This is a genomic window from Nonomuraea sp. NPDC059023, from assembly GCF_042740095.1.
Taxonomy (GTDB): Bacteria; Actinomycetota; Actinomycetes; order Streptosporangiales; family Streptosporangiaceae; genus Nonomuraea.
The window spans coordinates 117,257-141,016 of the sequence record NZ_JBHYIO010000011.1; the positions used below are offsets into that span (position 1 = coordinate 117,257).

Here is a 23,760-nt window from a genome sequence, read left to right on the forward strand (position 1 = left end):
CGGCTTGGCACGCAGCGTCAAGGCCTCGGTAGCCTCTCGGGATGACGACCGAGCGTGTGGGACCTCCGCTGATCGCCGGCGAGCGCGAGATGCTCCGGTCCTATCTGGACTTCCACCGCGCCACCCTGGCCATGAAGTGCGACGACCTGTCCGACGAGCAGTTGCGCAGCAGGTCCATGCCGCCGTCCACGCTGTCGCTGATGGCGCTGGTGCGGCACATGGCCGAGGTGGAGCGGCACTGGTTCCGCCGGGTGGTCAACGGTGAGGACCTGCCGATGGTGTGGTCGGCGACGTTGTGGGACTTCCAGACCGCCTACGACGACACCGGCGCCACCCGCGAGGCGGCTTTCGGCGCCTGGGAGACCGAGGTCGGGCACGCCCGCCGGATCGAACGCGCGGCCGCCTCCCTGGACCTGACCGCCTACAACGCCCGCTGGGAGGCCGAGGTGTCGCTGCGCATGGTGATGCTCCACCTGATCCACGAGTACGCCCGGCACAACGGGCACGCCGATTTCCTGCGCGAAGCGGTCGACGGCACCGTGGGAGCCTGAATGCCAGGACGTGGCCGCCGCGCAGGCCCTGTATCGCGCGGCGGTCGCGAGGGCCGCGGGCACCCGCCTGCCGCTATGGGACTAGCCGACCGCTTTCAGGATCTCTTCCGCCACCCGGGTCACCGGGCCGGAGCCGTCCACGACGACATCTTCGACCTGGGCTTCGCGCAGGATCCGGTCGAGTTCGCCGGAGCGCTTGAGGTGCCAGCCGAGCCCTTCCGGGTCGTCCACGTGCCGTCCGGCCAGCCGTTGCCTGACGGTGGCCAGGTCGACCCGCAACCTGCAGACCGTGAGCTCGCCGCCCACGGCCTCCGCGATCTTCTCGCGGTGCTCACCGTTCTCGGCCACCCCCGCGAGCACCAGCCACTCGGCGCCGGTGTCACGGAAGTTCGCCGCCAGGCTCCGCAGGTTCCGCACCGTCAGCCCGAAGTTGAACCGGTCCCCCGCGGGCGGCGGCCACCCGCGCGACAGCGCGTCCAGATCGATGACGCCGTGCGGCGTGCCGGCGGCCGCCAGCAGTTCGCCGACCTCCTCGGCCGCCGACGTCTTGCCCGCACCCACGGTGCCGATGATGAGAATTGTCCGCATTTGGCTAGAGTTGCACAGTGGTCATCACCATCAGACACGCGACGATCGAAGACGGGGAGGTCCTCGGCGAGATCCATGCCGACTCCTGGGCCGTCGCCTACGCGCCGTTCTTCGACCCGGCCTTCGCCGCCGGCCAGGTGAGCAGCCGCCGTACCCGCTGGCACGCCCGGCTCTCCCCGCTCAAGGACACGATCTACCTCGCCGAGGGTGACGGCCGCCCGCTGGCGCTGTCCTGGTTCGGCCCCTCCCAGACGGTGAACGGCATCGCCGAGGTCCACGGCTTCTACGCCCACCCCGACGGCTGGGGCACCGGCGTCGCCCCCGCCCTGATGGCCGCCACCCTCGCCCAGCTGAAGGAGGACGGCTTCACCCGCGCCCACCTGTGGACCCTGCGCGACACCCCGCAGTCCCGCCGCTTCTACACCAAGAGCGGCTTCGCGGAGACGGGCGCGACGCGCGACCACGACTTCGGCGACGGCAAGCCGCTGATCCAGGTGGAGTTCTCCGTTGACCTCTGAGCACGGCTGGTCGCTGCGCCCCGCCGTACCCGCTGACAGTGACCCGATCGCCGAGCTCCGCGCCGTCGTGCTCCGCCCGGACCTGGAACGCCTCGGCCGCTTCGACCCGAACCGGGTGAGACAGCGCTTCAAGGACGCCTTCCTCCCCGAGCACACGTCGATCGTCGAGGTGAACGGCGCCTTCGCCGGCAGCATCGCCCTGCGACCGGCCGACGACGGAGTCTGGCTGGAGCACTTCTACCTGTCTCCGTCCACGCAGGGACGCGGCGTGGGCGGCGCCATCCTCCGCACGGTGCTGACGGAGACGCAGGTGTTCCGGCTGATCGTGCTGCGCGACAGCCCGGCCCAGCGCCTGTACGAACGCCACGGCTTCACCGCCTACGCCCAGGACCCCATCGACCGGTGGATGATCCGCCCGGCCGGCGCGGAAGCCCATGCGGGCCACGCTACCTTTGGGCGATGACCAAGGAGTACGCCTCGTTAGTCGCCCAGGTCGTACCTGTCCTTCTTCTTGCGCTTCTCCTGGAGACGCGGGCCATTCTGACCGTCGCCCGCGAAGAGTGGGTCAGGTTTGGAATTCCGGAGAAGTTCCGGCTCCTCGACTTGTTCCGGGCCGTGCTCAGCCCGCGCACCTATATTCCCCGACGGAAGCGTCGCACCTGGACGAACAGGTCCACGGCCGTCGTCAGATGGTCCCGCCCCGCCCGCAAGACGGGCAGCAGGGAAAAGACCGGCCTGGGGCCCGTGGACGCGCTGGGTTTCATCATTATCAATGGCACCTGCATGATTTGGCTGGGGCGCGCCGAAATCGTGGCCCTGGCCGCCGCCCAGGGAAAGTCCGTGCCCTCCTGGGAAGTAACCCTGCTTCACCTGGGGTTGGTGGTGTCGCTGGTGCAGGTGGTCGTCATTCCGATCGGGCTTGAGGTCTACGCCAGGCTGTCCGGTGCGAGCTGGCGTTTCACCGATTGGGTGTTCGCCTTCGTTCTCGGCCTGGTCGCGTTCAGCATCGTCCTCTACACCGGCCTCGCCTACTTGATCTAGCGGAATCTGTCGTCTGCTTGCTCTAGTCTCCCGACAAATGGATCAAGTCCTGGCAAACCTGGAGAAGCGCACATGACCTATCTGGAGCTGTCTGAAGACGGCGGCGGAGCGCACAAGTACTACGAGGTGACCGTCGCGGGCACGCAGGTCACCATCACCTACGGGCGCATCGGCGAGTCAGGTCAGACCAAGGTCACCGCCTTCCCCAGCGAAGCCAAGGCCCAGACGGCGGCGGCGAAGAAGATCGGGGAGAAGACCCGGAAGGGGTACGCCCCTGCCGTACGCGGCGTGCGCCAGCGCCGGGCCATCACGCGCAGGGCCATGGCCAGCACCCGCTCGACCGCCCAGCAGGCCCCGGTGCTGTGGCGTTTCGACAGCGGCGCGGCCGCGTTCGGGATCTTCGTGGACGGCGAGCGCTGCTGGGTCGGCAACCAGCGCGGCGACGTCTACACCGTCACCCACTCCGGCACCGTGACCGGCCGCTTCCGGCTGCCCGACGGCGTCAAGTGCATCGTGGCCGACGACTTCTGGATCTACGCCGGCTGCGACGACGGCCGCGTGTACGACCTGAGCGGCAAGGTGCCCAGGTCGGCCTACGAGATCGCCGCGGACGTCGACATCTACTGGCTGGACATCAACGACGGCGTGCTCGGCGTCTCCGACCGGGCGGGCCGGATCACCACGATCGACTACGAGGACGAGTTCCAGTGGGCCCGCTCCGGCAGCGGCGACTCCGCCTGGATGGTCAGGTGTGACGAGGACGCCGTCTACCACGGCCACTCCAACGGCGTCGCCCGCTACGACACCGCGGACGGCACGCTCGTCTGGGAGAACAAGACGGCCGGCAACGTGCTGTTCGGCTGGCAGGAGGAGCACTCGGTCTACGCCGGTACGGCCCACCGTACCGTCCACCGCCTGGCCAAGGGCGACGGCCGGGTGGAGGCGGTCTACCAGTGCGACGGCGCGGTCTACTCCTGCGCCACCTCGCCGGGCGGCCGCCACGTGTTCGCCGGCGACAACCACTCCTCCGTCTACTGCTTCGACGCCTCCGGCGAGCGGTTGTGGAAGCTCGGGACCGGGTGCGGTTCGGCGTTCTCGATGCAGTTCCTGGACGACCGCCTCTACATCGTGACCACGGACGGCTCGCTGGCCTGCATCGACGCCAGCGAGGCGGCGATCGCGGCGGCCCGCGCGGGCGACGTGCCGCAGCCGGTGGACGTGAAGGCGGCGGCGTCGCTGGAGGTGGTCGAGCCGTCGGCGGTGCTGGAGACCGTGCTGGAGACCGGGGCGGGCGACGGCGTCGTGGTGGAGTGCGTCCAGGAGGGCGAGCGGCTGCGGGTGCGCGTGGTCACTCCGGGCTACGAGTCGTGGAACGTGCAGTTCCCCAAGACGGTGCGCGAGGCGGGCGCCAGGTACGTGGTCGACGGCGTGCGTTCGGCCGGCCGCGGCGGTTTCTACCGGGCCTACGGCGAGATCAGGCGGCTGCTCTAGCCGCCCCGGCGGGGGGTGCGCAGCGCGTCGCGGGTCCAGGAGCCGAGCACCATCAGGGTCTTGGTGCCCGTGACGTTGCCGGTTCTGCGCAGGCCGTCGATGATCTGCTGGAGGTGGTCCAGGTCGCGTACCCGCAGGTGGATGAGGGCGTCGGGGTCGCCGGCGATCGTGAAGACGGCCTGGATCTCCGGTACGGCGGTGGTCGAGCGGAGGATCTCGCTGACCGGGGTCGCGCCGGAGTAGCGAACCTCGGTGAAGGCTTCGATGCCCCAGCCGAGCTTGGCGTAGTCCACCTGCACGGTGAAGCCGGTGATCACGCCGGCCTCGCGCAGCCGGTCCACCCGCCGCTTGACGGCCGCGACGGACAGGCCCACCTCGGTGGCCATCTCGGAGAAGGTCCGGCGGCCGTCCTCGCGCAGCAGCCGTAGCAGCCGGTGGTCTATTTCGTCGATCTCGCTCACTGGCGCTCCTCACGCAAACCAGGCCACACGAAGAGCCAGGCCTCGCAAACAATTTGCGTCTTTATCGCATTATGTCCCCTGATACTTGTGCAAGGACCGCCGGGATTGCTCCACTTGGCGCATGGTGGCGTTGGAAGACAAGTACACGGCTCTCGACGGGCGCGTGCTGCTCTCGGGCATTCAGGCTCTGGTACGGCTCACGCTGGAACAGCGTCGCATCGACGAGGAGCGCGGGCTCGACACGCGCGTCTTCGTCTCCGGCTACCAGGGCTCGCCCTTGGGCGGTGTCGACCTGGAGATGGCCCGCGCCTCCAGGTACCTCGATCCTGCCGGCGTCGTCTTCAGGCCAGGGCTCAACGAAGAGCTCGCGGCCACGGCCGTCGCCGGCACCCAACTCCTCGGCCTGGCGCCCGGGCGCAAGCACGACGGCATCACCGGGTTCTGGTACGGCAAGAACCCCGGCCTCGACCGCGCCGCCGACGCCATCCGGCACGCCAACATCGCCGGCACCGCCGCCAAGGGCGGCGCGGTCGCGTGGATCGGCGACGACCCGGGCTGCAAGTCCTCGACGGTGCCCAGCTCGTGCGAGCCGATGTGCCAGAGCATGTTCATGCCGCTGCTGGTGCCCGGCTCGGTCGCGGAGATCGTCGAGTTCGGGCTGCACGCGGTGGCGATGTCGCGGGCGAGCGGCCTCTGGGTCGGGCTGAAGATCGTCGCGGACGTGGCCGACGCCTCCGCCACCGTCGACCTGGACGCGCTCCGCCCCGAGCTGCCCGTCCCCGACCGCGCCGAGACCAAGCCGCCCACGCTGGTGGGACCGGCCGCGCTGGACGCCGAGTACGACCTGCTCACCCGCCGCCTCGACCTCGCCCGCGCCTACGCGCGCGCCGCCGGCCTCAACCGCGTGCTGTTCAGCGCGCGCCAGGCCAAACTGGGCATCGTCGCCTCCGGTACGGCTCTCGCCGCCGCCCAGCGCGCCCTGGCCGACGCCGGGGTGGACCTGGAGGAGCGGGGCATCCGGCTGGTCCGGATCGGCATGCCGTACCCGCTGGACCGCGACGACCTGCTCGGCATGCTCGACGGCCTGGAGGAGGTGCTGATCGTCGAGGACAAGGTGCCGTTCCTGGAGAACCACCTCAAGGCGGTGCTGTACGGCAGCGCGCACGCGCCGAAGGTCCGCGGGCTGCTGCCGCTGCGCGGGACGGTCGGCGCGGCCGACGTGGCCAAGGCGCTCGGCCTCGGATCGGGTAAGGGCGCCCGGAAGTCGCGGATGCTGCCGGTGGTCGCCGCTCGCACGCCGTACTTCTGCTCGGGCTGCCCGCACAACCTCTCCACCCGCACCGACGACAGCACGCTGGTCGGCGTCGGCATCGGCTGCCACGCCATGATCGCGCTGGACGGCGACGGCCGCGGCACCCAGCTCGGACTGACCCAGATGGGCGGCGAGGGCGCGCAGTGGATCGGGCTGGCGCCGTTCACCGAGGACCGGCATTTCGTGCAGAACCTCGGAGACGGCACCTTCCACCACTCCGGCTCGCTGGCGATCAGGGCCGCGGTGGCCGCCGGGGTGTCCATGACGTACAAGCTGCTCTACAACGACGCGGTCGCCATGACCGGCGGCCAGCGCGCCGAGGGCCGGCTCGCCATCCCCGAGCTCACGCGGTGGCTGGCCATCGAGGGCGTGCGCCGCGTGGTGATCACGACCGCGGACCCCTCCTCCTATCGCGGGGTGCGGCTCGACCCGGTCGCGACCGTACGGCACCGCGACGACTTCGCCGACACCGAACGCGAACTCGCCAAGGTGGACGGCGTCACCGTGCTCATCCACGACGACCGGTGCGCCGCCGAGGAGCGCCGGCTGCGCAAGCGCGGCAAACTGCCCACCCCGGCCGAGCTGGTCGTCATCAACGAGCGGGTCTGCGAAGGCTGCGGCGACTGCGGGGAGAAGTCTACGTGCCTGTCGGTTCAGCCGGTGGAGACCGAGTTCGGGCGCAAGACCCGCATTCACCAGCCTTCGTGTAACTCCGACCTCACCTGCCTGAAGGGCGACTGCCCGTCGTTCCTGCTGGTCGAGCCGGGTCCGCGCAAGAGCAAGCCGCTCCCGCCGCCGCCCGCCGGCCTGCCCGAGCCCACGCCCCGCTTCACCGGCGCGGTCACGCTGCGCATGCCCGGCATCGGCGGCACCGGCGTCGTGACCGTCTCGCAGATCCTCCAGATGGCCGCGCACCTCGACGGCCTGCACGCCGCCGGTCTCGAACAGACCGGGCTGGCGCAGAAGGGCGGCCCGGTCATCAGCGACGTACGCGTCTCGCCGGAGCCGATCACCGGCGCGGTCAAGGCCACCAGGGCGGACGTCCTGATCGGCTTCGACGTGCTCGGCGCCGCGGCGGAAGGCAACCTGGGCGTGCTCGCCAAGGACCACACCGTCGCGGTGATCAACACGGCGGTGGTGCCGACCGCCGAGATGGTCACCGGCCGGGCCGTGGTGCCCGGCGCGCAGGCCGCGGTCGACCGCATCGGCTCCGCCACCCGCTCCGACGACAACCTCTACCTGGACGCGCAGGCGCTGGCCGAGGAACTGTTCGGCGACCACATGCCGGCGAACATGCTGCTCGTCGGGGCCGCGTACCAGCACGGCTGCCTGCCGATCAGCGCCACGGCCATCGAGGGCGCGATCCGCCTGAACGGCGCCGCCGTCGAGAAGAACCTCGCCGCCTTCGCCCACGGCCGGGCCGCCGCGCTCCAGCGGCCGAGCGAGGAGAAGACGCAGTCGTTCGCCGAGATCCTCGCGATCAGGACCGACGACCTCACCGGCTACCAGAACGCCGACTACGCCCGCACCTACTCCGACGACGTCCACCAGATCGCCGAACTCGCCGACGACGAAGGCGTCGCCATCGCCTACGCCAAGGGCCTGTACAAGCTCATGGCCTACAAGGACGAGTACGAGGTCGCCCGGCTCCACCTCGAGACCGAGTTCGCCCCCGAGGACAAGGTCGCGGTCATGCTCCACCCGCCGATCCTGCGCGCACTGGGCATGAAGCGGAAGATCAAGCTGCGCCGTACCGCGAAGCCGGTGTTCCGCACGCTGCGGGCCGCGCGCTTCCTGCGCGGCACCGCCCTCGACCCCTTCGGCTACGCTCACGTGCGCCGAGTCGAGCGCGAGCTCATCCACGAATACCGCACCCTGGTGCGTGACGCCCTCTCAGCGGGTACGAGCGCAGAGGCGGTCGCCGAGATCGCCGCGCTGCCTGACATGATCCGCGGATACGAGGACATCAAGCTCGCCCGGGTCGCGGAATTCCGCGAGCGCGCCCGCAAGGCCCTGGCCGGACTCTGAGATCGGAGACAGACACGTGGCCGTATCCCGCCTCCTGCCCAACCAGGACGCGCACGACCTGCTCGACCTCACGCGCACGCTGGCCGACAAGGAACTCGCCACCCGCGTGGAGGAACACGAACGGGCCGAGACCTATCCCACCGGCCTGTTCGCGAAACTGGGCGAAGTCGGGCTGCTGGGCCTGGCTTACCCCGAGGAGCTGGGTGGTGGCGGCCAGCCGTACGAGGTCTATCTGCAGGTTCTGGAGGAGCTGGCGGCCCGCTGGGCCGCCGTGGCGGTCGCCGTCAGCGTCCACACGCTCGCCTGCTTCCCCCTGAAGCAGTACGGCACGCCGGAACAGATCGACCGATGGCTGCCCGACATGCTGGCCGGACGCCAGATCGGCGGCTACAGCCTGTCCGAGCCCCAGGCCGGATCCGACGCCGGAGCCCTGACCTGCAAAGCCGAGAAGGTGGAGAACGGCTACCGCATCACCGGCACCAAAGCCTGGATCACCCACGGCGGCATCGCCGACTTCTACGCCCTGTTCGCCCGGACCGGCGAGGGCAACCGGGGCATCTCCTGCTTCCTGGCCCCCGGCGCCGTGGACGGCCTCACCTTCGGCCGTCCCGAGGAGAAGATGGGCCTGCACGCCATCCCCACCACCACGGCCCACTGGGACGGCGCCATCCTGGAGCCCGACCGCCTCCTCGGCACCGAAGGCCAGGGCCTGCAGATCGCCTTCAGCGCCCTGGACTCGGGCAGGCTCGGCATCGCCGCCTGCGCCACGGGCCTCGCCCAGGCGGCATTGGACGCGGCGGTGGCGTACGCGAAGGAACGCACCACCTTCGGCCGCAAAATCATCGACCACCAGGGGCTCGCCTTCGTCCTGGCCGACATGGCCGCCGCGGTGGACGCCGCCCGCGCCACCTACCTCGACGCCGCCCGCCGCCGCGACGCCGACCTCCCGTACAGCCGGCAGGCATCAGTGGCCAAACTGGTGGCAACGGACGCCGCCATGAAGGTGACCACGGACGCCGTACAGGTGTTCGGCGGCTACGGTTACACGCGCGATTTCCCGGTCGAACGCTACATGCGAGAAGCCAAGATCATGCAGATCTTCGAAGGCACCAACCAGATCCAGCGCCTGGTCATCTCCCGCAATCTCTGAACATGCAGCGACTTGCACTCTTCGACCTGGACAACACCCTCATCGATCGTGACCTGGCCTTCCGGGCCTGGGCCGAGGAGTTCGCCGGAACGCGGGGACTCGGCGCGGACGGCGTCGAGGTGCTGGTCGGGCTCGACCGGGAGAGTCGGCCGCGCCGTGACGTCTTCTTCGGTCTCGTGCGGGACCGGTTCGGCCTGGCCGAGCCGGTCGAGACGTTGTGGACCGGCTACCGGCGGCGGATGCCGTACCTCGTCACCTGCCGGCCGGAGGTGCTCAACGGTCTCGCGGCGTTGCGCGAGTCCGGCTGGAAGCTCGGCATCGTCACCAACGGCATGGCCGACAATCAGCTCGGAAAGATCCGCCGGACCGGCCTGGCCGACGCGGTGGATGGTTACGCCGTGTCCGGAGCCGAGAACATCCGCAAGCCGGACAGGCGGTTGTTCGAGATCGCCGCGGATCGATGCGGTGCGTCGCCGGCCGACGGCGGGTGGATGGTGGGCGACAACCTCGTCGCCGACATCGGGGGCGGCCGCGGAGCGGGACTCCGGACCATCTGGGTGGACCACGGCAACCGGCCCGACGCCGGCCACGGAGCGGATCACGTGGTCGGCGACGTGACCGACGCATTCAGGATCTTGTCCCTGGCGTAGCGGCTTACCGGCCCGATTGGGCCTGGATGGAGCTCACGAACCTGCCCCACTCGACCGCCGGGAAGACCAGCACATCTCCGGCCGGATTCTTGGAGTCGCGGACGCCCACCTGCCGACCGGGCAGTCCCGCCACCTCCACGCAGGCCCCGTTCGCCGCGCTGTAACTGCTCCTGCGCCAGTTCGCAAGATGTTCCCCTGAGCTCACTGCTGTCTCCTGTCGTTTCAACGGCACAACCAGGCTTTCTCCCTGGTTGTCACTGAAAAGTCCCAAACATCTTCCCTGGAACATGCCATATGTAGTTGCGAAGAAAATTGCAGAGATCGCCTCGCAGAGGGATTCTCAGAGTATCTCAGCAGAGGAAGGAGGACGGGGAGAAAGGAGCCGGACCCGGCCGGCCACGGCAGTTCCAACCCAGGGATGTTTCTATGAAAAGGTTCCGTCAGCGGCTGCAGGCCTTATGGGAGCGCCTGCTCTGGCAGGCGGTCGACGACTCCGCCCAGTCTGCCGGACTCCAGGTCCGCGTGGCGAAGTGGCACAAGAGGATCTACCGGGACCCTCGTTTCGATCAGGTTCCCGCCGAGAGGCCGGCCCTCAGCATAGGTGAGCCGGCGCGTCATTCTTTCGGACCGGGTGACGGCCACCCCCGCAATCATCCCCGCATCCCGGTGAGCAGGGATTGGCCCGCGACGCTGGGCCGGATCTGGCGGTGGCGCATCGAGCTCGGCTCGGTGGCGGTGGGGGCGGCGGTGCTCGGGCAGGTCGCCTGGTGGTGGTCCGCGTCCGCGATGGCCGTGTGCGTCGCTGTGCCGTACGTGCGGCGGCGCGTCGCGGGCGGCCTCCGTGCGCTCATGGTCCGGCACCGGTTCCAGGGGCTCTGCCTGAGGACCTCGCTGCGCTCACCCGGCGGCAGGCTTCCCCTGGTCATCCGGACCGCGCACAGCGGGAGGGGAGTGGCGATGGTCGTCTGGTGCCGGTCGGGGATGAGCCAGGCCCTGTTCGAGAGTTACCACGACGAGATCAAAGTGGCCTGCTTCGCCACGGGCGTCGCCATCAGCACCTACGGGCGATGGAGCCATCTGGTGCTCTTGGAGATCCGGGGGTGACGTGACCGGTGTGCGCCCTCCCCCGGAAGGACGCACACCGGAAGATGCTCACTCCAGATCGCCTGACTTGATGGCGCTGACCAACGCGATCCACTGATCCGACGACAGCACGAGCGTTCCCCCCGACCGGTTCTTGGTGTCACGGACACCCACCCGCTGACCAGGCAGCGCCGCCACCTCGACACATGCGCCGTTGGTAGCGCTGTAGCTGCTCTTGAACCAGCGCGGCGGCACCTGACCAAGCGATTCCATGACTACCTCCGGTTGAACGGTCAATCCGTGGACCTAACCCTCGACAGCATCGGCGATGCGATGGATCAAGCGAATCGATTCCTGGGGATTGAGCGATTTCTTGGTGAGATATTTCAGTAGACGATCGAACTGGTAGACCTCTTCTTCCCCGAAAGCCAATGACCCGCCGGTGACCGACTCGACGTAGGCGACGTCGGGGTGGACGAGCCCGGCGGACACCGGCGCGAACGACAGCCGGATCAGCGACGAGGTCGCGACGAGCGGGTACGCCTTCCAGAGATCGATCACGTGAATGGTCACGTTCTCGAGTTCCGCCAGCTCGATCAGGTGCGCGAACTGCTTTCGGACAAGCTGAGGACCCCCCACGTCCATGAGCATGCTCACGGTCCGGTGCAGGACGACCTCGTCGATGACCGCGGTGAAGGCCAGCGGATCGGGGTCGGTCAGCAGCTTCTGCCGGGTCAGCCGCACCTGGTTGCGCAGTCTCACCGCGCCCGGCGGCACCGCGAAGAAGTCCTCGCCCGCGCTGTTGATGGCGCCCACCAGCTCGTCGATCTGAAGCAGGCCGGGCAGTACCGAGCTTTCCCAGTTGACCACGCTCACGGCCTCGAACTCGAGACCGATGTATTCGAGGTAGGCGCTCGGCAGAGCCTTCGCGTGGGCGTCCCACCAGTTTCGTTGTGTGGCCTGATTCGCGAGCAGAAGCAGCTCGGCGCGCGCGGGCTCCGTCACGCCATAGTGGTCCAGCAGCACCAACATGTCCGCTCGCGACGGCCTGACGAGCGCCGACTCGATCCGCGAGAACTTGGCGGCCGACCACATGAGTGCCTTGGCCACACTCGGACCGGACAAGCCGGCCTCGACCCGCAGCCGCCGCAACTCTGTGGCGAGCAGACGATGTCGCGCAATGCTGCTGACCCGGGTCACCAAGCCGCCTGTTCCTCGATCGGACTATTCAGTCCCAGCGAGAGGCTTCCCCATCACCTTCCCGAGGACCACGACGACCGCAACTTTCGCGGAGCTCCTCGCGGAGAGATTCTCAGAGTAACGCACAAGTGGTCAACGGGCGAGTCGAGCGGTGCGGGGTGTTCGCCCTGGCCGTCGTCACCGCGGTGCCGCCGGCCACCTTCATCCTGCTCAACATGCGGAACGACCGTGAGACTAAGGCTTGAGGATCGGGGTGGTCTGGGCGGAGGCGATCTGCCACCTCCCGTCGTTCTCCACGAGCACGTAGGTCAGCCAGCCCTCGGTCGCGTGCAGCGGGTCGTCGTCGCCGTCGCGCTCGTCGGAGACCCGCTTGAGAACGCCGACGATCGCCACGTCAGGACGTACGAACCGGATGTCGGCCACCTCCACACTTGTCACCACCTTGGCCAGCGGTGTCGCCAACGCGGCCTTCATGGCCTGCTCGACGGCGTCCTTGCCCACCACGCGGCGTCCGCCGAAGTTCACGAGGCTCGTGTCGTCGGCGTGCAGGGCCAGGAACGGCTCGGGGTCGTTCTGGTGGCGGGAGGCGTCGGCCACCAGCTGACGGATCGCGTCTTCCATGTCAACATCCCTTCTTATCGGAGCGATTCGCTCCGATAAGAACTCTAAAGCGGAGCGGAGCGCTCCGCAAGTAGCGTGAGGAGATGGCCAAGGTCGCGTACGTCGTGGGGATCGACTGCTCTCCGGCGGAGTTCCGGGCGGTCGTCGCGGAGGTCGCCGGGTTGAGGGTGCTCAGGGAGCTTCGGCCCGGCCAGGTGGTCGTGGTGGCCGACGGGCCCGAGGTGGTCGTGAGCGCGGTGCCGGGGGTGGTGTGGGTCCGCAAGGAGAAGCCTCGGCACATGGATGAGGGGCCCGGCACACGGCCGGGCCCCTCCTAGCCAAGGATTACTGGACGGTTATCTTGTCCACCTCCACGGTGATGCCCTTCACCTGGGGGGTCGAGGTGGCCGTGGTGACCGAGCCGACTCCCTTGACCACACCCTTCACCTTCATGGTGTAGGTGAGGGTTCCGCCGGGCGCGCCGGGCGTGCTGGTGACGCGGAGGTCGGTGGTGGGCGGGCCGGTGATCTGGCCGCCGGCCGTACCCTCGTCGTTCTCCGCGCCGACCGTCAGGCCGAAGCCGGCCGGCGGGTCACCGGGCAGGTTGGCCGGGTCGAAGGTGAAGCTGATGTCCTCGGTGCCGTTGACGCCGATCCACTGCTGGAAGACCTTCTGCGCCGTGGTGCCGAAGAGGTTGACCCGCCATTCGAGCACGAGCCACGTGCTGACGCCGTCGGTGAGGGTCGCGGCGTAGATGCCCGGGGCGCCGGTGCCGTCGAGGTCGGTCCAGTACGGTGCCAGGACGTTGTTCGGACGGGCCGGATCGGGCAGGGTCTGCGGCGTGAAGGAGATGTCCTCGCTGCCGCTCGTGCCACCGGCCACGCTGTAGCCGTTGGACACGATGCCGATGCGGTTGTACGTCTTGCCCGCGTAGACGTACGGCGGGACGGTGAAGTTGAGCGCCTGCTCGTCACCGATGGGGACGGGCGTGATGCCGAAGTCGGACAACGGCAGGTAGCCCGCCGGGCTGGTGCCGGGGGCGATGCCGGGCCGGTCGGGCTGACGGGCGGCCAGGGTCTGCTTGGTGGTGGCGATCTGGCTGCCGACCTTGGTGGCGCCGGTGACCGAGTTGAGCCGCAGCTTGCCGTCGAGCGTGCTGAGCGCGGTGACCTCGGCGTCCTGCAGGGTGTTGTTCTGGACGGAGACCGTGCAGACCGACTCGCCGGTGTTGCGCGGGATGGCGGCCGGGGCGCAGCTCTGGTCGATCGGGACGGCGCCTTCCTTGCGGAAGAACGCGACCGGCAGGTGCAGGTTGCGCGAGCCGCCGACCTGCTTGAGGTTGACCTGGCCGAAGTACTGGCCGTCGGGCAGCTCGGGCGCGGCGATCACGATTTCGATCTTGGCACTCTTGCCCGGCTTGACCACCACGAGCGGCGGCAGGACGGCGATGTGCGCGCCGTTCACGGTCGTGCCGCCGGCGGTGAAGGTGAGCGTCTTGTTGGTGACGTTGGTGAGCGTGCGCTTGGCGGTGATGACACCGGGCATGGTGGGCGCGTTCACCGACGGCAGGTTGAGGTCGATGCGGTTGAGGGTGTCGGTCTCGGCGGCCACGAAGTTGGCGGCGCTCTCGTCCATGGTCAGGCCGGGGTCGCCGGCCTTGGTGAGGTCGATGCGCCCGCCGCCGAAGTCGAACGGGTCGGCCGGGGTGGTCCGGTCCTGCTTGGTGACCTTGGTGGTCGCGGTGCTCTCCAGCGCCGACTTGACCTGGCCGGGCGTCCAGCCGGGGTTGAGGGCGAAGACGAGCGCGGCGGAGCCGGCCACGTGCGGCGAGGACATCGAGGTGCCGGCGATGCTCTGGTACAGGTTGCCGGGCGGGCCTTCGAGCGGGCTCTCCGGCGTCGGCGTCGTTCCGGCGAGGATGTGCAGGCCGGGCGCGGTGACGTCGGGCTTGAGGAAGTCGCCGCCGGGGCCGCGCGAGGAGAACGTGGTGATGGCGTCGCCCTGCCACGTGGTCTTCGTGCCCTGCGCGAACGTGGCGGTGGTGCCGGGGTTGGCCGCGAGGAACGCCAGCAGCGCGTCACCGTCGGGCTTGTCCAGGTGGACGGTCGGCAGCCAGTGGTTGTCGGTCATGATGTCGAGCGGTGTCGAGTTGTAGAGCAGCATGCCGGCGGCGCCGCCCTGCTTGACGTTGAAGCCCTTGAGCACGCGGTTCGGCCCGCGCTCACACGCGACGATCTTCCCGGTGAACAGTCCGGCCGGGGCCGGAGTGGTGCACAGCGCGTTCGAGTACGGCGGCGCCGAAGCGAGCACCACCTGCGCCGGAGTGGCGACACCCGCGGTGACCGTGGACCCGGAGACCGTGGCGGTGTTGGTGCCGGTGCCCTTGAGCGAGACCGTGGAGCGGAACGTCCGGGTCTGCGTGGAGGCGGCGACGGTGGTCACCCACGGGCTGACGTGGTTGACGGTGGCGGCGCCGGGTCCGTCGTTGCCGGCCGAGGCCGACACCAGCACGCCGGCGGCGTACGCGTCGAGGAAGGCCAGCTCGACCGGGTCGCTGTAGGGGTCGGTGCCACCGGAGATCGAGAAGTTGATCACCCGGACGCCGTCGAGGATGGCCCGGCCGACGGCCTGCGCGGAGTCGGAGGGGAAGCAGCCCTCGGCGCCGCAGACCTTGTAGACCGACACCTGAGCGGCGGGCGCGATGCCGTGGATGGGGCCGCGGCTGATGCCGAGCGGGTTGGCGTCGGCGACGGGGCCGCCCGCGGAGGTGGTGGCGGTGTGGGTGCCGTGGCCGTTGGAGTCACGCGCGGAGTCCCCGTACACCTCGCCGCCGATGACGGCGTTGTAGGTGTCCAGGAACGGCCCGCCGCCGATCAGCTTGTTGTTGCAGGCGAAGACGTCGGGAGCCGGCGTGAGCGGGTTGTCGCCGAAGTCGCAGATGCGCGGCGTGCCGTCCTTGGTGGGGCCGGGCGCCGGCAGGGTGCCGGGGTCGGCGAAGGACGGGTGCTCCGGCCAGGCGCCGGAGTCGAGGATGCCGACGTTGACGCCCTTGCCGGAGCTGGGCGCGCCGCCGAGCTTGTTGTAGATGGCGGGGGCGCCGATGAAGGCGGGGCTGGAGTCGGTGAGCAGCCGCTCGGGCGCGTCGGACTGGACTGCGGCGACGCCGGGCAGCTTGACCAGGTTCTTGGCCTGGTTGGCGGGCAGGCGCAGGGCGATGCCGCCGTACACGACCCGTAGCTTTTGTCCTGCCTTGGCGGCGGGGACGGTCTTGGCGAGGGCGGCGAGGAAGTCGTTCTCGATCTTCGTGATGTGCGTCTCGTACTTCTTGGCGTCGGTGCCGCGCACGTCGAGCGACTTGCCGGTGACCGACGGGCTGGTGCCGGGCAGGCCCTTGAGCCCGCCTCGGTACGCCGCGAGCGCGTCGTAGTCGAGCTTGACCATCACGTTCACTTCACCGGCGCTGGTGGCGCTGAGCAGCGCGGCGTCGTTCTTGGCGAGCTTGCCGGTGGCGGATTTGTCGCCGTCGACGAGCTGGCCGCCGGTGAGCGGCGTGACGCGCCACTTGTCCACCGGTGTGGGTGTCGGGCCCGCGATGGCGGGCGGCGCCGCGGTCAGGACGAGTGCGAGGGCAGCGGTGCCCACGGCTAAGCGTCCGGCGACGGATAAACGGGGATTGCTCGGCACTGAGAAACCTCCCTGAAGGGCTGCGTGAGTACCCGCCGGGAGGTGTGTCACCTCGACGCCCCGCCCCGCGGGTGACATGCCAAATGCGGAGCCTAATTCGCAGGTGGGATATGGCCTAGATGGGGAAGTTGCCAGCCCTGACGGGGTGAGCATGGCAACTGTCACCCTGGCCAAACAATGATCGAGCGCCCCCAGGAGCCGCCGCTCCGGGGGCGCTCGCCTACCGGACTAGATCCGCTGCCAGAGGGCAGGGACGACCGGCGGTGTCCAGCCAGGCTGGGAGGTGTGGGACTGCAGACAGCGGTAGGAGGCGCCGTCATAGGTGACGGTCGCGCCCGCCGAGTACGCGGTCCACGGTGCCCACGTCCCGCCGGGAGGCGTCCCGGTGGGGGTCGAGGTCGGGGTGGAGGTCGGAGTTCCGGTGCCGCCGGGCAGCGTGAGCCCGTACGTCTGCAGGATCTCGTTCACCGGCTGGTGGAAGGTCGTTCCGCCGCTGGAGCAGTTGCCGGAGCCACCGGAGGTGACGCCCTGCGCCTGGTTGCCGGAGAAGAAGGAGCCGCCGGAGTCGCCGGGCTCGGCGCAGACCGAGGTGCGGGTGACGCCGGTGATCGTGCCCTGCGGGTAGGTGACGCTGGTGTTGTGCGCGCCGATCGTCCCGCAGTGGTACTGGGTGGTCGAGCCGGAGCGGCAGATCGAGGCGCCGACCGCGGCCTGCGTCGATCCGGTGATGGTGATGTTGCCCTGGCTGTAGCCGTTGACCAGGTTGGTGGGCGTCCACTGGCTGTTGACCTCGACCCAGGCGTAGTCGTTGCCCGGGAAGGAGGAACCGCGGAAGGTGCCCTGCGCGACGCGGTTGAAGCCGGTCGTGGTGGCGCCGGTGTTGCCGCAGTGGCCGGCGGTGACGAAGCCACCCTGGCTGCCCGGCCGGTTCACGGCGAAGCCCACCGAGCAGCGGCTGCTGCTGCCGATGTAGTAGGCGTCGCCGCCGCGTACGTCGTAGAACGGCCTGGGCTGCTCTTCCGACTTCTGCAGTTGGACCAGCGCGGTGTTGACGCCGCTCGAGTCGACGAACTTCTGCGCGGCGACAAGGTCCTTGGCCTGGAGGACGACCTTGTTGGCGGTGATGTCGGCGTACCAGACGTGCACGCCGGCGGGCATGCGGCGGGCCAGCTTGTCGAAGCGGGCGGTCACGGCCTTCAGATCGTTGACCGAGTGGGACACCAGCACCGGTTTGGCACCCAGTTCGGTGATCTCCGAGAAGCCGGCGGACTGGGTGGTGGCCAGGACCAGTTCGGCGGTCGGCCCGGTCACCCAGAGGCCGCCGAAGTTCGTGCCCAGCCGGGCGGAGTAGTCCGCTTCGACCTGGGCGGCGGCGGCTTCGTTGACCAGCCGGGCCAGCGCCTGGTCAGCGGTCAGGCCGAGGTCGCGCTGGAGGGCGGCGACGACCTTGGGGTCGGGGTTGGCGACGACGGCGGCCTGTTCGCGCGCCTGCGCATAGGGGTTGGGGGGTTCGCCGGCCGAGGCGGCGAAGGCCACCACCGGGACGACTGCCAGGGTGAGGGCGAGCGCGACGCTCATCCCCACGACGTGCCTGCGGAGCATGGGGTTTCTCTCCTCGAATTGGGGGGCGCGCCGTCAACGTAAAGGGGAAAGTCGCCTTTCCGGGCATATCAACCTGTTAGGAACAGCGCGTTATGGCAGCACGGGAGAATGAGCGTTTCCGCAGGTGAAGCTCATGATTGAAGATCCGGTGAACGGCGGTGGCCGGACCATAACATCTGGTCCCAGCATCACGTTATGCCAGAGTGCTTGACAGCTGGTACGCGCCCGGGGTCAGCCCGTAGACACGGGTGAACCACCTGGTCAGGTGGCTCTGGTCGGAGAAGCCGGCCGCGATCGCGGCATCGCTGATGGGCAGGCCGCCGGCGATCAGGCGGCGGGCCTCGCGCAGGCGCAACTGGCGCTGGTAGTCGCTGGGCGGCATGCCGTACTTGGCGTGGAAGGCGCGGTAGACGGCGAACCGGCTGCGGCCGGCCGCCCCGGCCAGGTCGTCGGCGGTCAGGTCGTCGAGGAACGCCTCGTGCAGGCGGTCGCGGACGAGCGTGGCGACCCGGTCGTCGGCTCCCGCGGCGATGAGGCGGGGGGCGGTGGTGGCGGCCCGCCGTACCAGGGAGGCGAGGGTGACGGCGAGCAGCTCGTCGCGGCGCAGGGCGCTCGCGCGGTCGTCGAGCAGCGCGGTGTGCAGGCGCCGCAGCCCGCCCGCGAGCACAGGGTCGGCGACCACCGGCGCCGCGAACAGCGGCAGGCCCGCGCGGTCCCCCGCGAGGTCGGCGAGGGCTCCTTCGACCAGGCTCGGCCCGATGTGCACCATGCGATAGGTGAAGCCCAGTTCCGTGGTGGAGTGCCCGTCGTGGGGCTCGTCGGGGTTGAAGGCCATGATCATGCCGGCGGCGCTGGTGTGGGCGGCGCCGCGGCAGCTGAAGGACTGCGCGCCGTCCTCGGTGACGCCGAAGGAGTAGCTGTCGTGGCTGTGGCGGTGGTAGACGTGCTCGACGAAGTGCGCGTGCATCGCCTCCAGCGGGCGATCGGGCGCGCGCCAGTAGCTCGACCAGTCCTGCGCACGAGCCTTCAAGACGTCTCCGGTACGGCGGGGCCATGCTCACGAGCATGCGTTTCGATACAAAGATAGCCATCGTGGTCCGCTCCGGCCTGGCCACCTGGCAGAAGCTCAACGTGACCGCGTTCCTGGCCGGGGCGGTCGCGGGCGCGTACCCGGAGACGATCGGCGAGCCCTACGCCGACGCGTCGGGCAACGGCTATCTGGCCCTGTTCCGCCAGCCGGTGCTCGTCTACGCCGCCGACGACCTGGGGCCGGTCAGGGAGAAGGCTGTGGCCAAGGGTGTGGGGACGGCCGTGTTCATCGAGGAGATGTTCAAGACCGGGCACGACGCGGACAACCGGGCGGCGGTCCGCGCCGTCGCGGCCGACGACCTGGCGCTGGTCGGGCTGGCCGTCTACGGCCCGCGCAACCTGGTGGACAAGCTGCTCAAGGGCCTGTCACTGCACCCCTGACGTGCCGGGGCGCAGCAGGCCGCTCTCGTAGGCGGCGATGACGGCCTGGACCCGGTCGCGCAGGCCGAGCTTGCTCAGCACGTTGCTGACGTGCGTCTTCACGGTGTGCTCGCTGACCACGAGCGTGGCGGCGATCTCGGCGTTGGACAGGCCGCGACCGAGCAGGGTGAGCGTCTCGCGTTCGCGGTCGGTGAGCGGGTCGAGCGAGCGCGGCGGCGGGCCGGGGCGGGCGTTGCGCCGGACCATGTCGTCGATGAGGCGGCGGGTGACGGCGGGCGCGAGCAGGGCCTCGCCGCCGGCGGCCACGCGTACGGCGTGGACCAGGTCGTCCCTGCGCACGTCCTTCAGCAGGAAGCCGCTCGCGCCCGCCTGGAGGGCGTCGTAGACGTAGTCGTCCTGGTCGAAGGTGGTGAGCATGATGACCTTCGCCGGCGTCTGCGCGCAGATGATCCTGGCGGCCTCGATGCCGTCGAGCTCGGGCATGCGGATGTCGAGGAGGGCCACGTCGGGGGCGTGCGCGCGGACGGCCTCGACGGCCTCGCGCCCGTTGGCCGCCTCCGCCACCACGGACATGTCGGGCTGGGAGTCCACGATGAGCGCGAACCCGCTCCTGACGAGCTCCTGGTCGTCCGCGACGACGACGGTGATGGTCACTGCTGGTCTCCGATCGGCAAGCTCACTACAACCTCAAATCCCGAAATATCCGGTGTCACGGCCACCGCGCCGCCGTACGCGGCGGCCCGCTCGCGCATGCCCATCAGCCCGTGGCCGCCGCCCGTCCCCGGCGCCGGGCCGCGGCCGTCGTCGGCGACCGTGATCAGCAGCTCGTCGTCCTTCCAGTCGAGCCGGACCACGCCGATGGTGGCCTGCGCGTGTTTGACCATGTTCGTCAGCGCCTCCTGCACGATCCGGTAGACGGCCACCTCGGCGTCGGCCGGGAGCGGGGACGGGGTGCCCGTGACGGCCAGCCGTACCGTGGGGCCGGCTTCCGAGACCCGCGCGACCAGGCCGGCCAGGCCGGCGAGCGTGGGCTGCGGGGCGCGCGGACCCTCCTCCTCCTTCAGGAGGTTGAGCATCCGCCGCAACTGCGCCTGCGCGTCGCGTCCGGCCGCGCCGATCGCCTCGAAGGCCTTCTCCGCGCGTTCGGGAGCGGCCCGTACGGCCAGCGGTCCCGCCTCCGCCTGCACGATCATGATGCTGATCCCGTGGGCCAGGATGTCGTGCATGTCGCGGGCGATCCTGGCCCGCTCCCGTTCGACGGCACGCTCCTCCAGCAGCGCCGCGCGCTCGCGGTAGTGCACCGTGGCCCGGCCCAGCGCGTAGGCGCCCAGCGCGGTGAGCACGCCGCGGATGAAGGTCACCGGCGAGACGCCGATGGCCGGCGCGATGCTGAGCAGGATCGCCAGCGAACGTTTCCAGCGGGGTGAGAGCGCGGCGACGGTGTAGAGCGCGACCAGCCAGCCGTACCAGATGGGCTGGGGCGGCAGGTCGGGGTCGCGCAGCGAGTAGATGGCCGCGGAGGCGACGCACAGGGTCAGCACGGTCAGCGGGTACCGGCGGCGTACCAGCAGCGGCACCACCCCGAGCAGGACCGGCCAGTACTCGACCATGCTCCACGGCTCCGGGCCGAGCTTTCGCGTGGCGTAGAAGAAGGGCACGCTCTGCCCGATCAGCACCAGCAGGGCGATGGCGAAGTCGACGACGAGGGGCGGCAGCCCGCGTAGCCAGGCGGCGCCCCGCCGCTCCCAGCTACGGAACATTTCGGACACAAGGCCTCAGTATCCCCTTGCGGACGGGCACCGAAATCCCCCGCGCGACCGAGTACCGAGATCGCCCGCACCGGCGATGCCCCCCAAGCCCGATTTTTCAAGACTTGGACTTCATGAAACTCGTCGCCACGGCCCTGCTGGCCCTGTCCCTGCACACCCCGGCCGCGCCGGCGGAGGTGAAGACCACCGACATCACCTTCACCACGCGGGACGGCCAGAAGCTCGGCGGCCGCGTCTTCGAGCCCGCCGCAACCACGGGCAAGCTGCCGGGGCTGGTGCTCGTGCACGGCTCCGGCGGCGGCAACGGCTGGCGGGACCTGGAGGCGGAGGCGGACGCCTTCGCCCGCCAGGGCCTGGTGGTCCTGGCGCCGGACAAGCGCGACGCGGGCTACAGCTCGACCCGCCGCGACTACCACGAGCTGGCCGGCGACGCCCTCGCCGCGTTCGCGGTGCTGAAGAAGCACCCCTCGGTCGGCCGGGCCGGGCTGTGGGGCATCAGCGAGGGCGGCTGGGTCGCACCGATCGCCGCCAACCGGAGCACGTCCGTGGACTTCCTGGTCACCGTGGGCGGCCCCGGGCTCAGCCCGCTGCGCACCCAGTCGTGGAACGCGGCCAACAAGCTCGACCGCGCCGGAATCCAGGGCTCGCTGCGCAGCGCGTACGCCCGGACCTTCCACCGCCTGGCCGCAGACGCCGGGCTGTTCGCCTCGGCCTATCACGACCCGGCCCCCGAGCTGCGCCGGATCAAGCAACCCGTGCTTGCGCTGTGGGGTACCGCCGACAACCAGGTGCCGCCCGCCGAGAGCGCGCAACGTTTCCAGGCGAACATCCCCGCCGGGCTCAACGTCAGGTTCTTCGCCGGGGCCGGCCACTCCCTGCACCAGAGCTCGGGCGCGCTCACCCCCGGCTACGCCGACGCCGTGGGCTCCTGGGTGCGCGAGGTCGCCGCGGGCAGGGTCCCTGCGGCCGTCACCGAGCCGCTGCCCGCCCAGCCGCGCAGCGTCGACACACCGCCCTCGGCCTGGTGGGAGTCGTGGCAACCGCAGCTTGGCACCATGGCCCTGATGTCGCTCGCCTTCCTCGCCTATACCGTCCGGCGGCTGGGTCCCGGCAGCTGGTCCGCCCGCCTGGTCGCCATCGCCGGGTCGCTGTCGCTGGTGGCGTTCGCGTACACGCTCATCTCGCTGTTGCTGTCGTCGACCTCGCGCGGCGTGCAGGCCGGTCCGCTGCTCATGGGCCGCCCCCTGACCTGGCTCGCCGCCCAGTTGCTCGCCGCCGTGGCCGCGGTCGCCGCGCTCACCTGCCTCACGCAGTGGCGCGCCTCCTCCTTCCGGGTACGGCTGACCGCCGCCGCCGGCCTCGTCTTCATCCCGTGGGGGGTCTACTGGGGCCTGCTCGTACCCTGATGTGGTGGAAGCCTGTGTATTCGACCTTGATGGCGTGCTCGTCGACTCCGAACCCGTCTGGGAGGAGGTACGGCGCGCCTTCGTCGCCGAGCACGGCGGCGCCTGGCAACCCGACACCCAGTCCAGGCTGATGGGCATGAGCACCGGCGAATGGGCTGCCTACCTGCACGAACTCGGCGTACGACTCCCGCCCGACGAGATCGCCCGCGGCGTGATCGAGCACATGAAGGCCCGCTACCACGACAAGGGCGTCCCCCTGCTGCCCGGCGCCGTCGAGGCGGTGGCGCGGATGGCCGCGGCCGTGCCGCTGGGCCTGGCCAGTTCCTCACCGCGAGCGCTGATCGACACGGTGCTGGCGGAGACCGGGCTCGGCGCGCACTTCGCGGCGACCGTCTCCACCGAGGAGGTCGAGCGCGGCAAGCCCGCTCCCGACGGCTACCTGGCCGCCGCCCGCGACCTGGGCGTGGCGCCCGAGCGGTGCGTGGCCGTGGAGGACTCCAGCAACGGCCTGCGCTCGGCGCACGCCGCCGGCATGCGGGTGCTCGCCATCCCGCACCCGGTCTACCCGCCCGCCGCCGACGCGCTGGCGCTGGCCTGGAAGGTGCTCCCGAACCTGGACGCCCTCACGCCCGCCGCCGTGACCCGATGATCAGGCCCAGGCTTGAGGCGGACCTGGACGCGTGTGTCGAGGCGCTGGCCGAGGTCCAGAAAGCCGACGGCTACCCGGTCTCGTGGCCGGCGGATCCGCGGGGCTGGCTGGCTCCGCCGTCCATGGTCCGGGCGTGGATCGCCGTGGACCCCGGAGCGGTCGTCGGCCACGTGGGCCTGGTGCCCGATGACCTGGACCCCGTCGTGGCCGAGGTCGTCGGCAGCGCACGGGCGCTGACCGTCGCCAGGCTCTTCGTGACGCCCGGCGGGCGGGGCAGGGGGCTGGCGGAGAAGCTGATGGCGACCGTACGCGAGCAGGCGGACGGCCCGCTGGCGCTGGAGGTCTCCGACGAGGGCGTGGCCGCGATCGCCCTGTACGAGCGCACCGGCTGGCGGCGCGTCGCCACCACCCGGGCCACCTGGCTGAACAACGCCGGCCAACCGGCCGTGATGCACCATTACGTCATGCCATGACCCGGACTTGAGCGGTCCTTGCCCCGTTTCCGGA

25 protein-coding genes are annotated in these 23,760 nt (G+C 70.2%); 14 read left to right on the forward strand and 11 right to left on the reverse strand.

All coding sequences use genetic code 11. The annotated features are described in order from the left end of the window. The first annotated feature begins 41 nt into the window (after positions 1-41). Complete coding sequence (locus ACFWYW_RS20430) at positions 42-551, forward strand: DinB family protein (protein ID WP_379615128.1); 510 nt, start codon at positions 42-44, stop codon at positions 549-551. Between the two features lie 81 nt (positions 552-632). Here ACFWYW_RS20430 and ACFWYW_RS20435 read toward each other — a convergent pair whose 3' ends face one another. Continuing rightward, on the reverse strand, positions 633-1,139 hold the full coding sequence (locus ACFWYW_RS20435) for a hypothetical protein (RefSeq protein ID WP_379615130.1): 507 nt from the start codon (positions 1,137-1,139) through the stop codon (positions 633-635). A 17-nt stretch (positions 1,140-1,156) separates the two neighbouring features. Between ACFWYW_RS20435 and ACFWYW_RS20440 the strand changes: the two genes are divergently transcribed. The 4 genes from ACFWYW_RS20440 (at position 1,157) to ACFWYW_RS20455 (ending at position 4,189) form a co-directional block, all read left to right on the forward strand. Continuing rightward, positions 1,157-1,657: a GNAT family N-acetyltransferase gene (locus ACFWYW_RS20440; RefSeq protein WP_379615132.1), complete on the forward strand. Its 501-nt coding sequence runs from the start codon at positions 1,157-1,159 to the stop codon at positions 1,655-1,657. Further along, positions 1,647-2,120, forward strand: a complete 474-nt coding sequence (locus tag ACFWYW_RS20445) for a GNAT family N-acetyltransferase (RefSeq protein WP_379615134.1) — start codon at positions 1,647-1,649, stop codon at positions 2,118-2,120. Before ACFWYW_RS20440 ends, ACFWYW_RS20445 begins: the two co-directional genes overlap by 11 nt. Next, positions 2,117-2,698: a hypothetical protein gene (locus tag ACFWYW_RS20450; protein WP_379615136.1), complete on the forward strand. Its 582-nt coding sequence runs from the start codon at positions 2,117-2,119 to the stop codon at positions 2,696-2,698. The genes ACFWYW_RS20445 and ACFWYW_RS20450 overlap by 4 nt, the downstream gene beginning before the upstream one ends. A 72-nt stretch (positions 2,699-2,770) precedes the next feature. Then, a complete protein-coding gene (locus ACFWYW_RS20455) occupies positions 2,771-4,189 on the forward strand; it encodes a WGR domain-containing protein (RefSeq protein WP_379615138.1) in 1,419 nt (472 codons plus the stop codon). Here the strand turns inward: ACFWYW_RS20455 and ACFWYW_RS20460 are convergent. Continuing rightward, entirely contained in the window at positions 4,186-4,650 is a 465-nt protein-coding gene (locus tag ACFWYW_RS20460; protein WP_379615140.1) for an Lrp/AsnC family transcriptional regulator, read from the reverse strand. The genes ACFWYW_RS20455 and ACFWYW_RS20460 overlap by 4 nt on opposite strands. 121 nt (positions 4,651-4,771) lie before the next feature. Between ACFWYW_RS20460 and ACFWYW_RS20465 the strand changes: the two genes are divergently transcribed. From ACFWYW_RS20465 to ACFWYW_RS20475, 3 genes are read left to right on the forward strand one after another with little or no spacing between them, the layout of a single operon-like run. Continuing rightward, positions 4,772-7,990, forward strand: coding sequence for an indolepyruvate ferredoxin oxidoreductase family protein (locus ACFWYW_RS20465; RefSeq protein WP_379615142.1), 3,219 nt, complete (start codon positions 4,772-4,774; stop codon positions 7,988-7,990). A 16-nt stretch (positions 7,991-8,006) separates the two neighbouring features. Beyond that, positions 8,007-9,140, forward strand: a complete 1,134-nt coding sequence (locus tag ACFWYW_RS20470) for an acyl-CoA dehydrogenase family protein (protein WP_379615144.1) — start codon at positions 8,007-8,009, stop codon at positions 9,138-9,140. 2 nt (positions 9,141-9,142) lie between these two features. Beyond that, positions 9,143-9,790 (forward strand): HAD family hydrolase, encoded by a 648-nt coding sequence (locus ACFWYW_RS20475; protein ID WP_379615146.1) that lies wholly within the window; start codon positions 9,143-9,145, stop codon positions 9,788-9,790. Between the two features lie 4 nt (positions 9,791-9,794). On the opposite strand, the gene ACFWYW_RS20480 is transcribed toward ACFWYW_RS20475, so the two are convergent. Then, the gene (locus tag ACFWYW_RS20480; RefSeq protein WP_379615148.1) at positions 9,795-9,995 is read right to left on the reverse strand and encodes a DUF397 domain-containing protein; all 201 of its coding nucleotides are present in this window, start codon (positions 9,993-9,995) and stop codon (positions 9,795-9,797) included. Between the two features lie 221 nt (positions 9,996-10,216). Between ACFWYW_RS20480 and ACFWYW_RS20485 the strand changes: the two genes are divergently transcribed. Then, a complete protein-coding gene (locus ACFWYW_RS20485; protein WP_379641030.1) occupies positions 10,217-10,894 on the forward strand; it encodes a hypothetical protein in 678 nt (225 codons plus the stop codon). Positions 10,895-10,942: 48 nt separating this feature from the next. Here ACFWYW_RS20485 and ACFWYW_RS20490 read toward each other — a convergent pair whose 3' ends face one another. From ACFWYW_RS20490 to ACFWYW_RS20500, 3 genes are all read right to left on the reverse strand, one after another. After that, positions 10,943-11,146 carry a DUF397 domain-containing protein gene (locus ACFWYW_RS20490; protein WP_379615152.1) on the reverse strand — a complete coding sequence of 68 codons (204 nt, stop codon included), beginning with the start codon at positions 11,144-11,146 and terminating at the stop codon, positions 10,943-10,945. 33 nt (positions 11,147-11,179) lie between these two features. Next, positions 11,180-12,073 (reverse strand): helix-turn-helix domain-containing protein, encoded by an 894-nt coding sequence (locus ACFWYW_RS20495; protein ID WP_379615447.1) that lies wholly within the window; start codon positions 12,071-12,073, stop codon positions 11,180-11,182. A 234-nt stretch (positions 12,074-12,307) separates the two neighbouring features. Then, positions 12,308-12,694 (reverse strand): SgcJ/EcaC family oxidoreductase, encoded by a 387-nt coding sequence (locus ACFWYW_RS20500; protein ID WP_379615154.1) that lies wholly within the window; start codon positions 12,692-12,694, stop codon positions 12,308-12,310. Positions 12,695-12,777: 83 nt separating this feature from the next. Here ACFWYW_RS20500 and ACFWYW_RS20505 point away from each other — a divergent pair, with 83 nt between their 5' ends. Then, on the forward strand, positions 12,778-13,011 hold the full coding sequence (locus ACFWYW_RS20505) for a hypothetical protein (protein WP_379615156.1): 234 nt from the start codon (positions 12,778-12,780) through the stop codon (positions 13,009-13,011). 7 nt (positions 13,012-13,018) lie between these two features. On the opposite strand, the gene ACFWYW_RS20510 is transcribed toward ACFWYW_RS20505, so the two are convergent. The 3 genes from ACFWYW_RS20510 to ACFWYW_RS20520 all read right to left on the reverse strand — a co-directional run bounded on the left by ACFWYW_RS20510 (position 13,019) and on the right by ACFWYW_RS20520 (position 18,989). Further along, positions 13,019-16,315 (reverse strand): S8 family serine peptidase, encoded by a 3,297-nt coding sequence (locus tag ACFWYW_RS20510; protein WP_379615158.1) that lies wholly within the window; start codon positions 16,313-16,315, stop codon positions 13,019-13,021. A gap of 270 nt (positions 16,316-16,585) precedes the next feature. Then, a complete protein-coding gene (locus ACFWYW_RS20515; RefSeq protein ID WP_379615160.1) occupies positions 16,586-17,959 on the reverse strand; it encodes a carbohydrate-binding protein in 1,374 nt (457 codons plus the stop codon). A 193-nt stretch (positions 17,960-18,152) separates the two neighbouring features. Next, positions 18,153-18,989, reverse strand: coding sequence for an AraC family transcriptional regulator (locus ACFWYW_RS20520; RefSeq protein ID WP_379615162.1), 837 nt, complete (start codon positions 18,987-18,989; stop codon positions 18,153-18,155). Between the two features lie 35 nt (positions 18,990-19,024). Between ACFWYW_RS20520 and ACFWYW_RS20525 the strand changes: the two genes are divergently transcribed. Continuing rightward, positions 19,025-19,429 (forward strand): DUF2000 family protein, encoded by a 405-nt coding sequence (locus tag ACFWYW_RS20525; RefSeq protein WP_379615164.1) that lies wholly within the window; start codon positions 19,025-19,027, stop codon positions 19,427-19,429. On the opposite strand, the gene ACFWYW_RS20530 is transcribed toward ACFWYW_RS20525, so the two are convergent. Together ACFWYW_RS20530 and ACFWYW_RS20535 are read right to left on the reverse strand one after the other, a co-directional pair. Next, positions 19,415-20,083, reverse strand: coding sequence for a response regulator (locus tag ACFWYW_RS20530; RefSeq protein ID WP_379615166.1), 669 nt, complete (start codon positions 20,081-20,083; stop codon positions 19,415-19,417). The two genes, ACFWYW_RS20525 and ACFWYW_RS20530, sit on opposite strands and share 15 nt — an antisense overlap. Then, positions 20,080-21,189, reverse strand: a complete 1,110-nt coding sequence (locus ACFWYW_RS20535) for a sensor histidine kinase (RefSeq protein WP_379615449.1) — start codon at positions 21,187-21,189, stop codon at positions 20,080-20,082. The genes ACFWYW_RS20530 and ACFWYW_RS20535 overlap by 4 nt, the downstream gene beginning before the upstream one ends. Positions 21,190-21,311: 122 nt before the next feature. On the opposite strand from ACFWYW_RS20535, the gene ACFWYW_RS20540 reads away from it, so the two are divergent. Genes ACFWYW_RS20540 through ACFWYW_RS20550 form a run of 3 tightly spaced genes read left to right on the forward strand, consistent with a single transcriptional unit; the run spans position 21,312 to position 23,726 of the window. Next, positions 21,312-22,604: an alpha/beta hydrolase family protein gene (locus tag ACFWYW_RS20540; RefSeq protein WP_379615168.1), complete on the forward strand. Its 1,293-nt coding sequence runs from the start codon at positions 21,312-21,314 to the stop codon at positions 22,602-22,604. 4 nt (positions 22,605-22,608) lie between these two features. Beyond that, positions 22,609-23,253, forward strand: coding sequence for an HAD family hydrolase (locus tag ACFWYW_RS20545; protein ID WP_379615170.1), 645 nt, complete (start codon positions 22,609-22,611; stop codon positions 23,251-23,253). After that, positions 23,250-23,726, forward strand: coding sequence for a GNAT family N-acetyltransferase (locus ACFWYW_RS20550; RefSeq protein WP_379615172.1), 477 nt, complete (start codon positions 23,250-23,252; stop codon positions 23,724-23,726). Before ACFWYW_RS20545 ends, ACFWYW_RS20550 begins: the two co-directional genes overlap by 4 nt. Positions 23,727-23,760: the final 34 nt, after the last annotated feature.

Bases quoted from the DNA above. Each gene is read 5' to 3' on its own strand.
- ACFWYW_RS20430 (WP_379615128.1), top strand. From the start codon at position 42: ATGACGACCGAGCGTGTGGGACCTCCGCTGATCGCCGGCGAGCGCGAG.
- ACFWYW_RS20525 (WP_379615164.1), top strand. From the start codon at position 19,025: ATGCGTTTCGATACAAAGATAGCCATCGTGGTCCGCTCCGGCCTGGCC.
- ACFWYW_RS20540 (WP_379615168.1), top strand. From the start codon at position 21,312: ATGAAACTCGTCGCCACGGCCCTGCTGGCCCTGTCCCTGCACACCCCG.
- ACFWYW_RS20465 (WP_379615142.1), top strand. From the start codon at position 4,772: ATGGTGGCGTTGGAAGACAAGTACACGGCTCTCGACGGGCGCGTGCTG.
- ACFWYW_RS20450 (WP_379615136.1), top strand. From the start codon at position 2,117: ATGACCAAGGAGTACGCCTCGTTAGTCGCCCAGGTCGTACCTGTCCTT.
- ACFWYW_RS20455 (WP_379615138.1), top strand. From the start codon at position 2,771: ATGACCTATCTGGAGCTGTCTGAAGACGGCGGCGGAGCGCACAAGTAC.
- ACFWYW_RS20500 (WP_379615154.1), bottom strand. From the start codon at position 12,694: ATGGAAGACGCGATCCGTCAGCTGGTGGCCGACGCCTCCCGCCACCAG.
- ACFWYW_RS20535 (WP_379615449.1), bottom strand. From the start codon at position 21,189: ATGTTCCGTAGCTGGGAGCGGCGGGGCGCCGCCTGGCTACGCGGGCTG.
- ACFWYW_RS20435 (WP_379615130.1), bottom strand. From the start codon at position 1,139: ATGCGGACAATTCTCATCATCGGCACCGTGGGTGCGGGCAAGACGTCG.
- ACFWYW_RS20515 (WP_379615160.1), bottom strand. From the start codon at position 17,959: ATGCTCCGCAGGCACGTCGTGGGGATGAGCGTCGCGCTCGCCCTCACC.
- ACFWYW_RS20505 (WP_379615156.1), top strand. From the start codon at position 12,778: ATGGCCAAGGTCGCGTACGTCGTGGGGATCGACTGCTCTCCGGCGGAG.
- ACFWYW_RS20475 (WP_379615146.1), top strand. From the start codon at position 9,143: ATGCAGCGACTTGCACTCTTCGACCTGGACAACACCCTCATCGATCGT.
- ACFWYW_RS20485 (WP_379641030.1), top strand. From the start codon at position 10,217: ATGAAAAGGTTCCGTCAGCGGCTGCAGGCCTTATGGGAGCGCCTGCTC.
- ACFWYW_RS20490 (WP_379615152.1), bottom strand. From the start codon at position 11,146: ATGGAATCGCTTGGTCAGGTGCCGCCGCGCTGGTTCAAGAGCAGCTAC.
- ACFWYW_RS20550 (WP_379615172.1), top strand. From the start codon at position 23,250: ATGATCAGGCCCAGGCTTGAGGCGGACCTGGACGCGTGTGTCGAGGCG.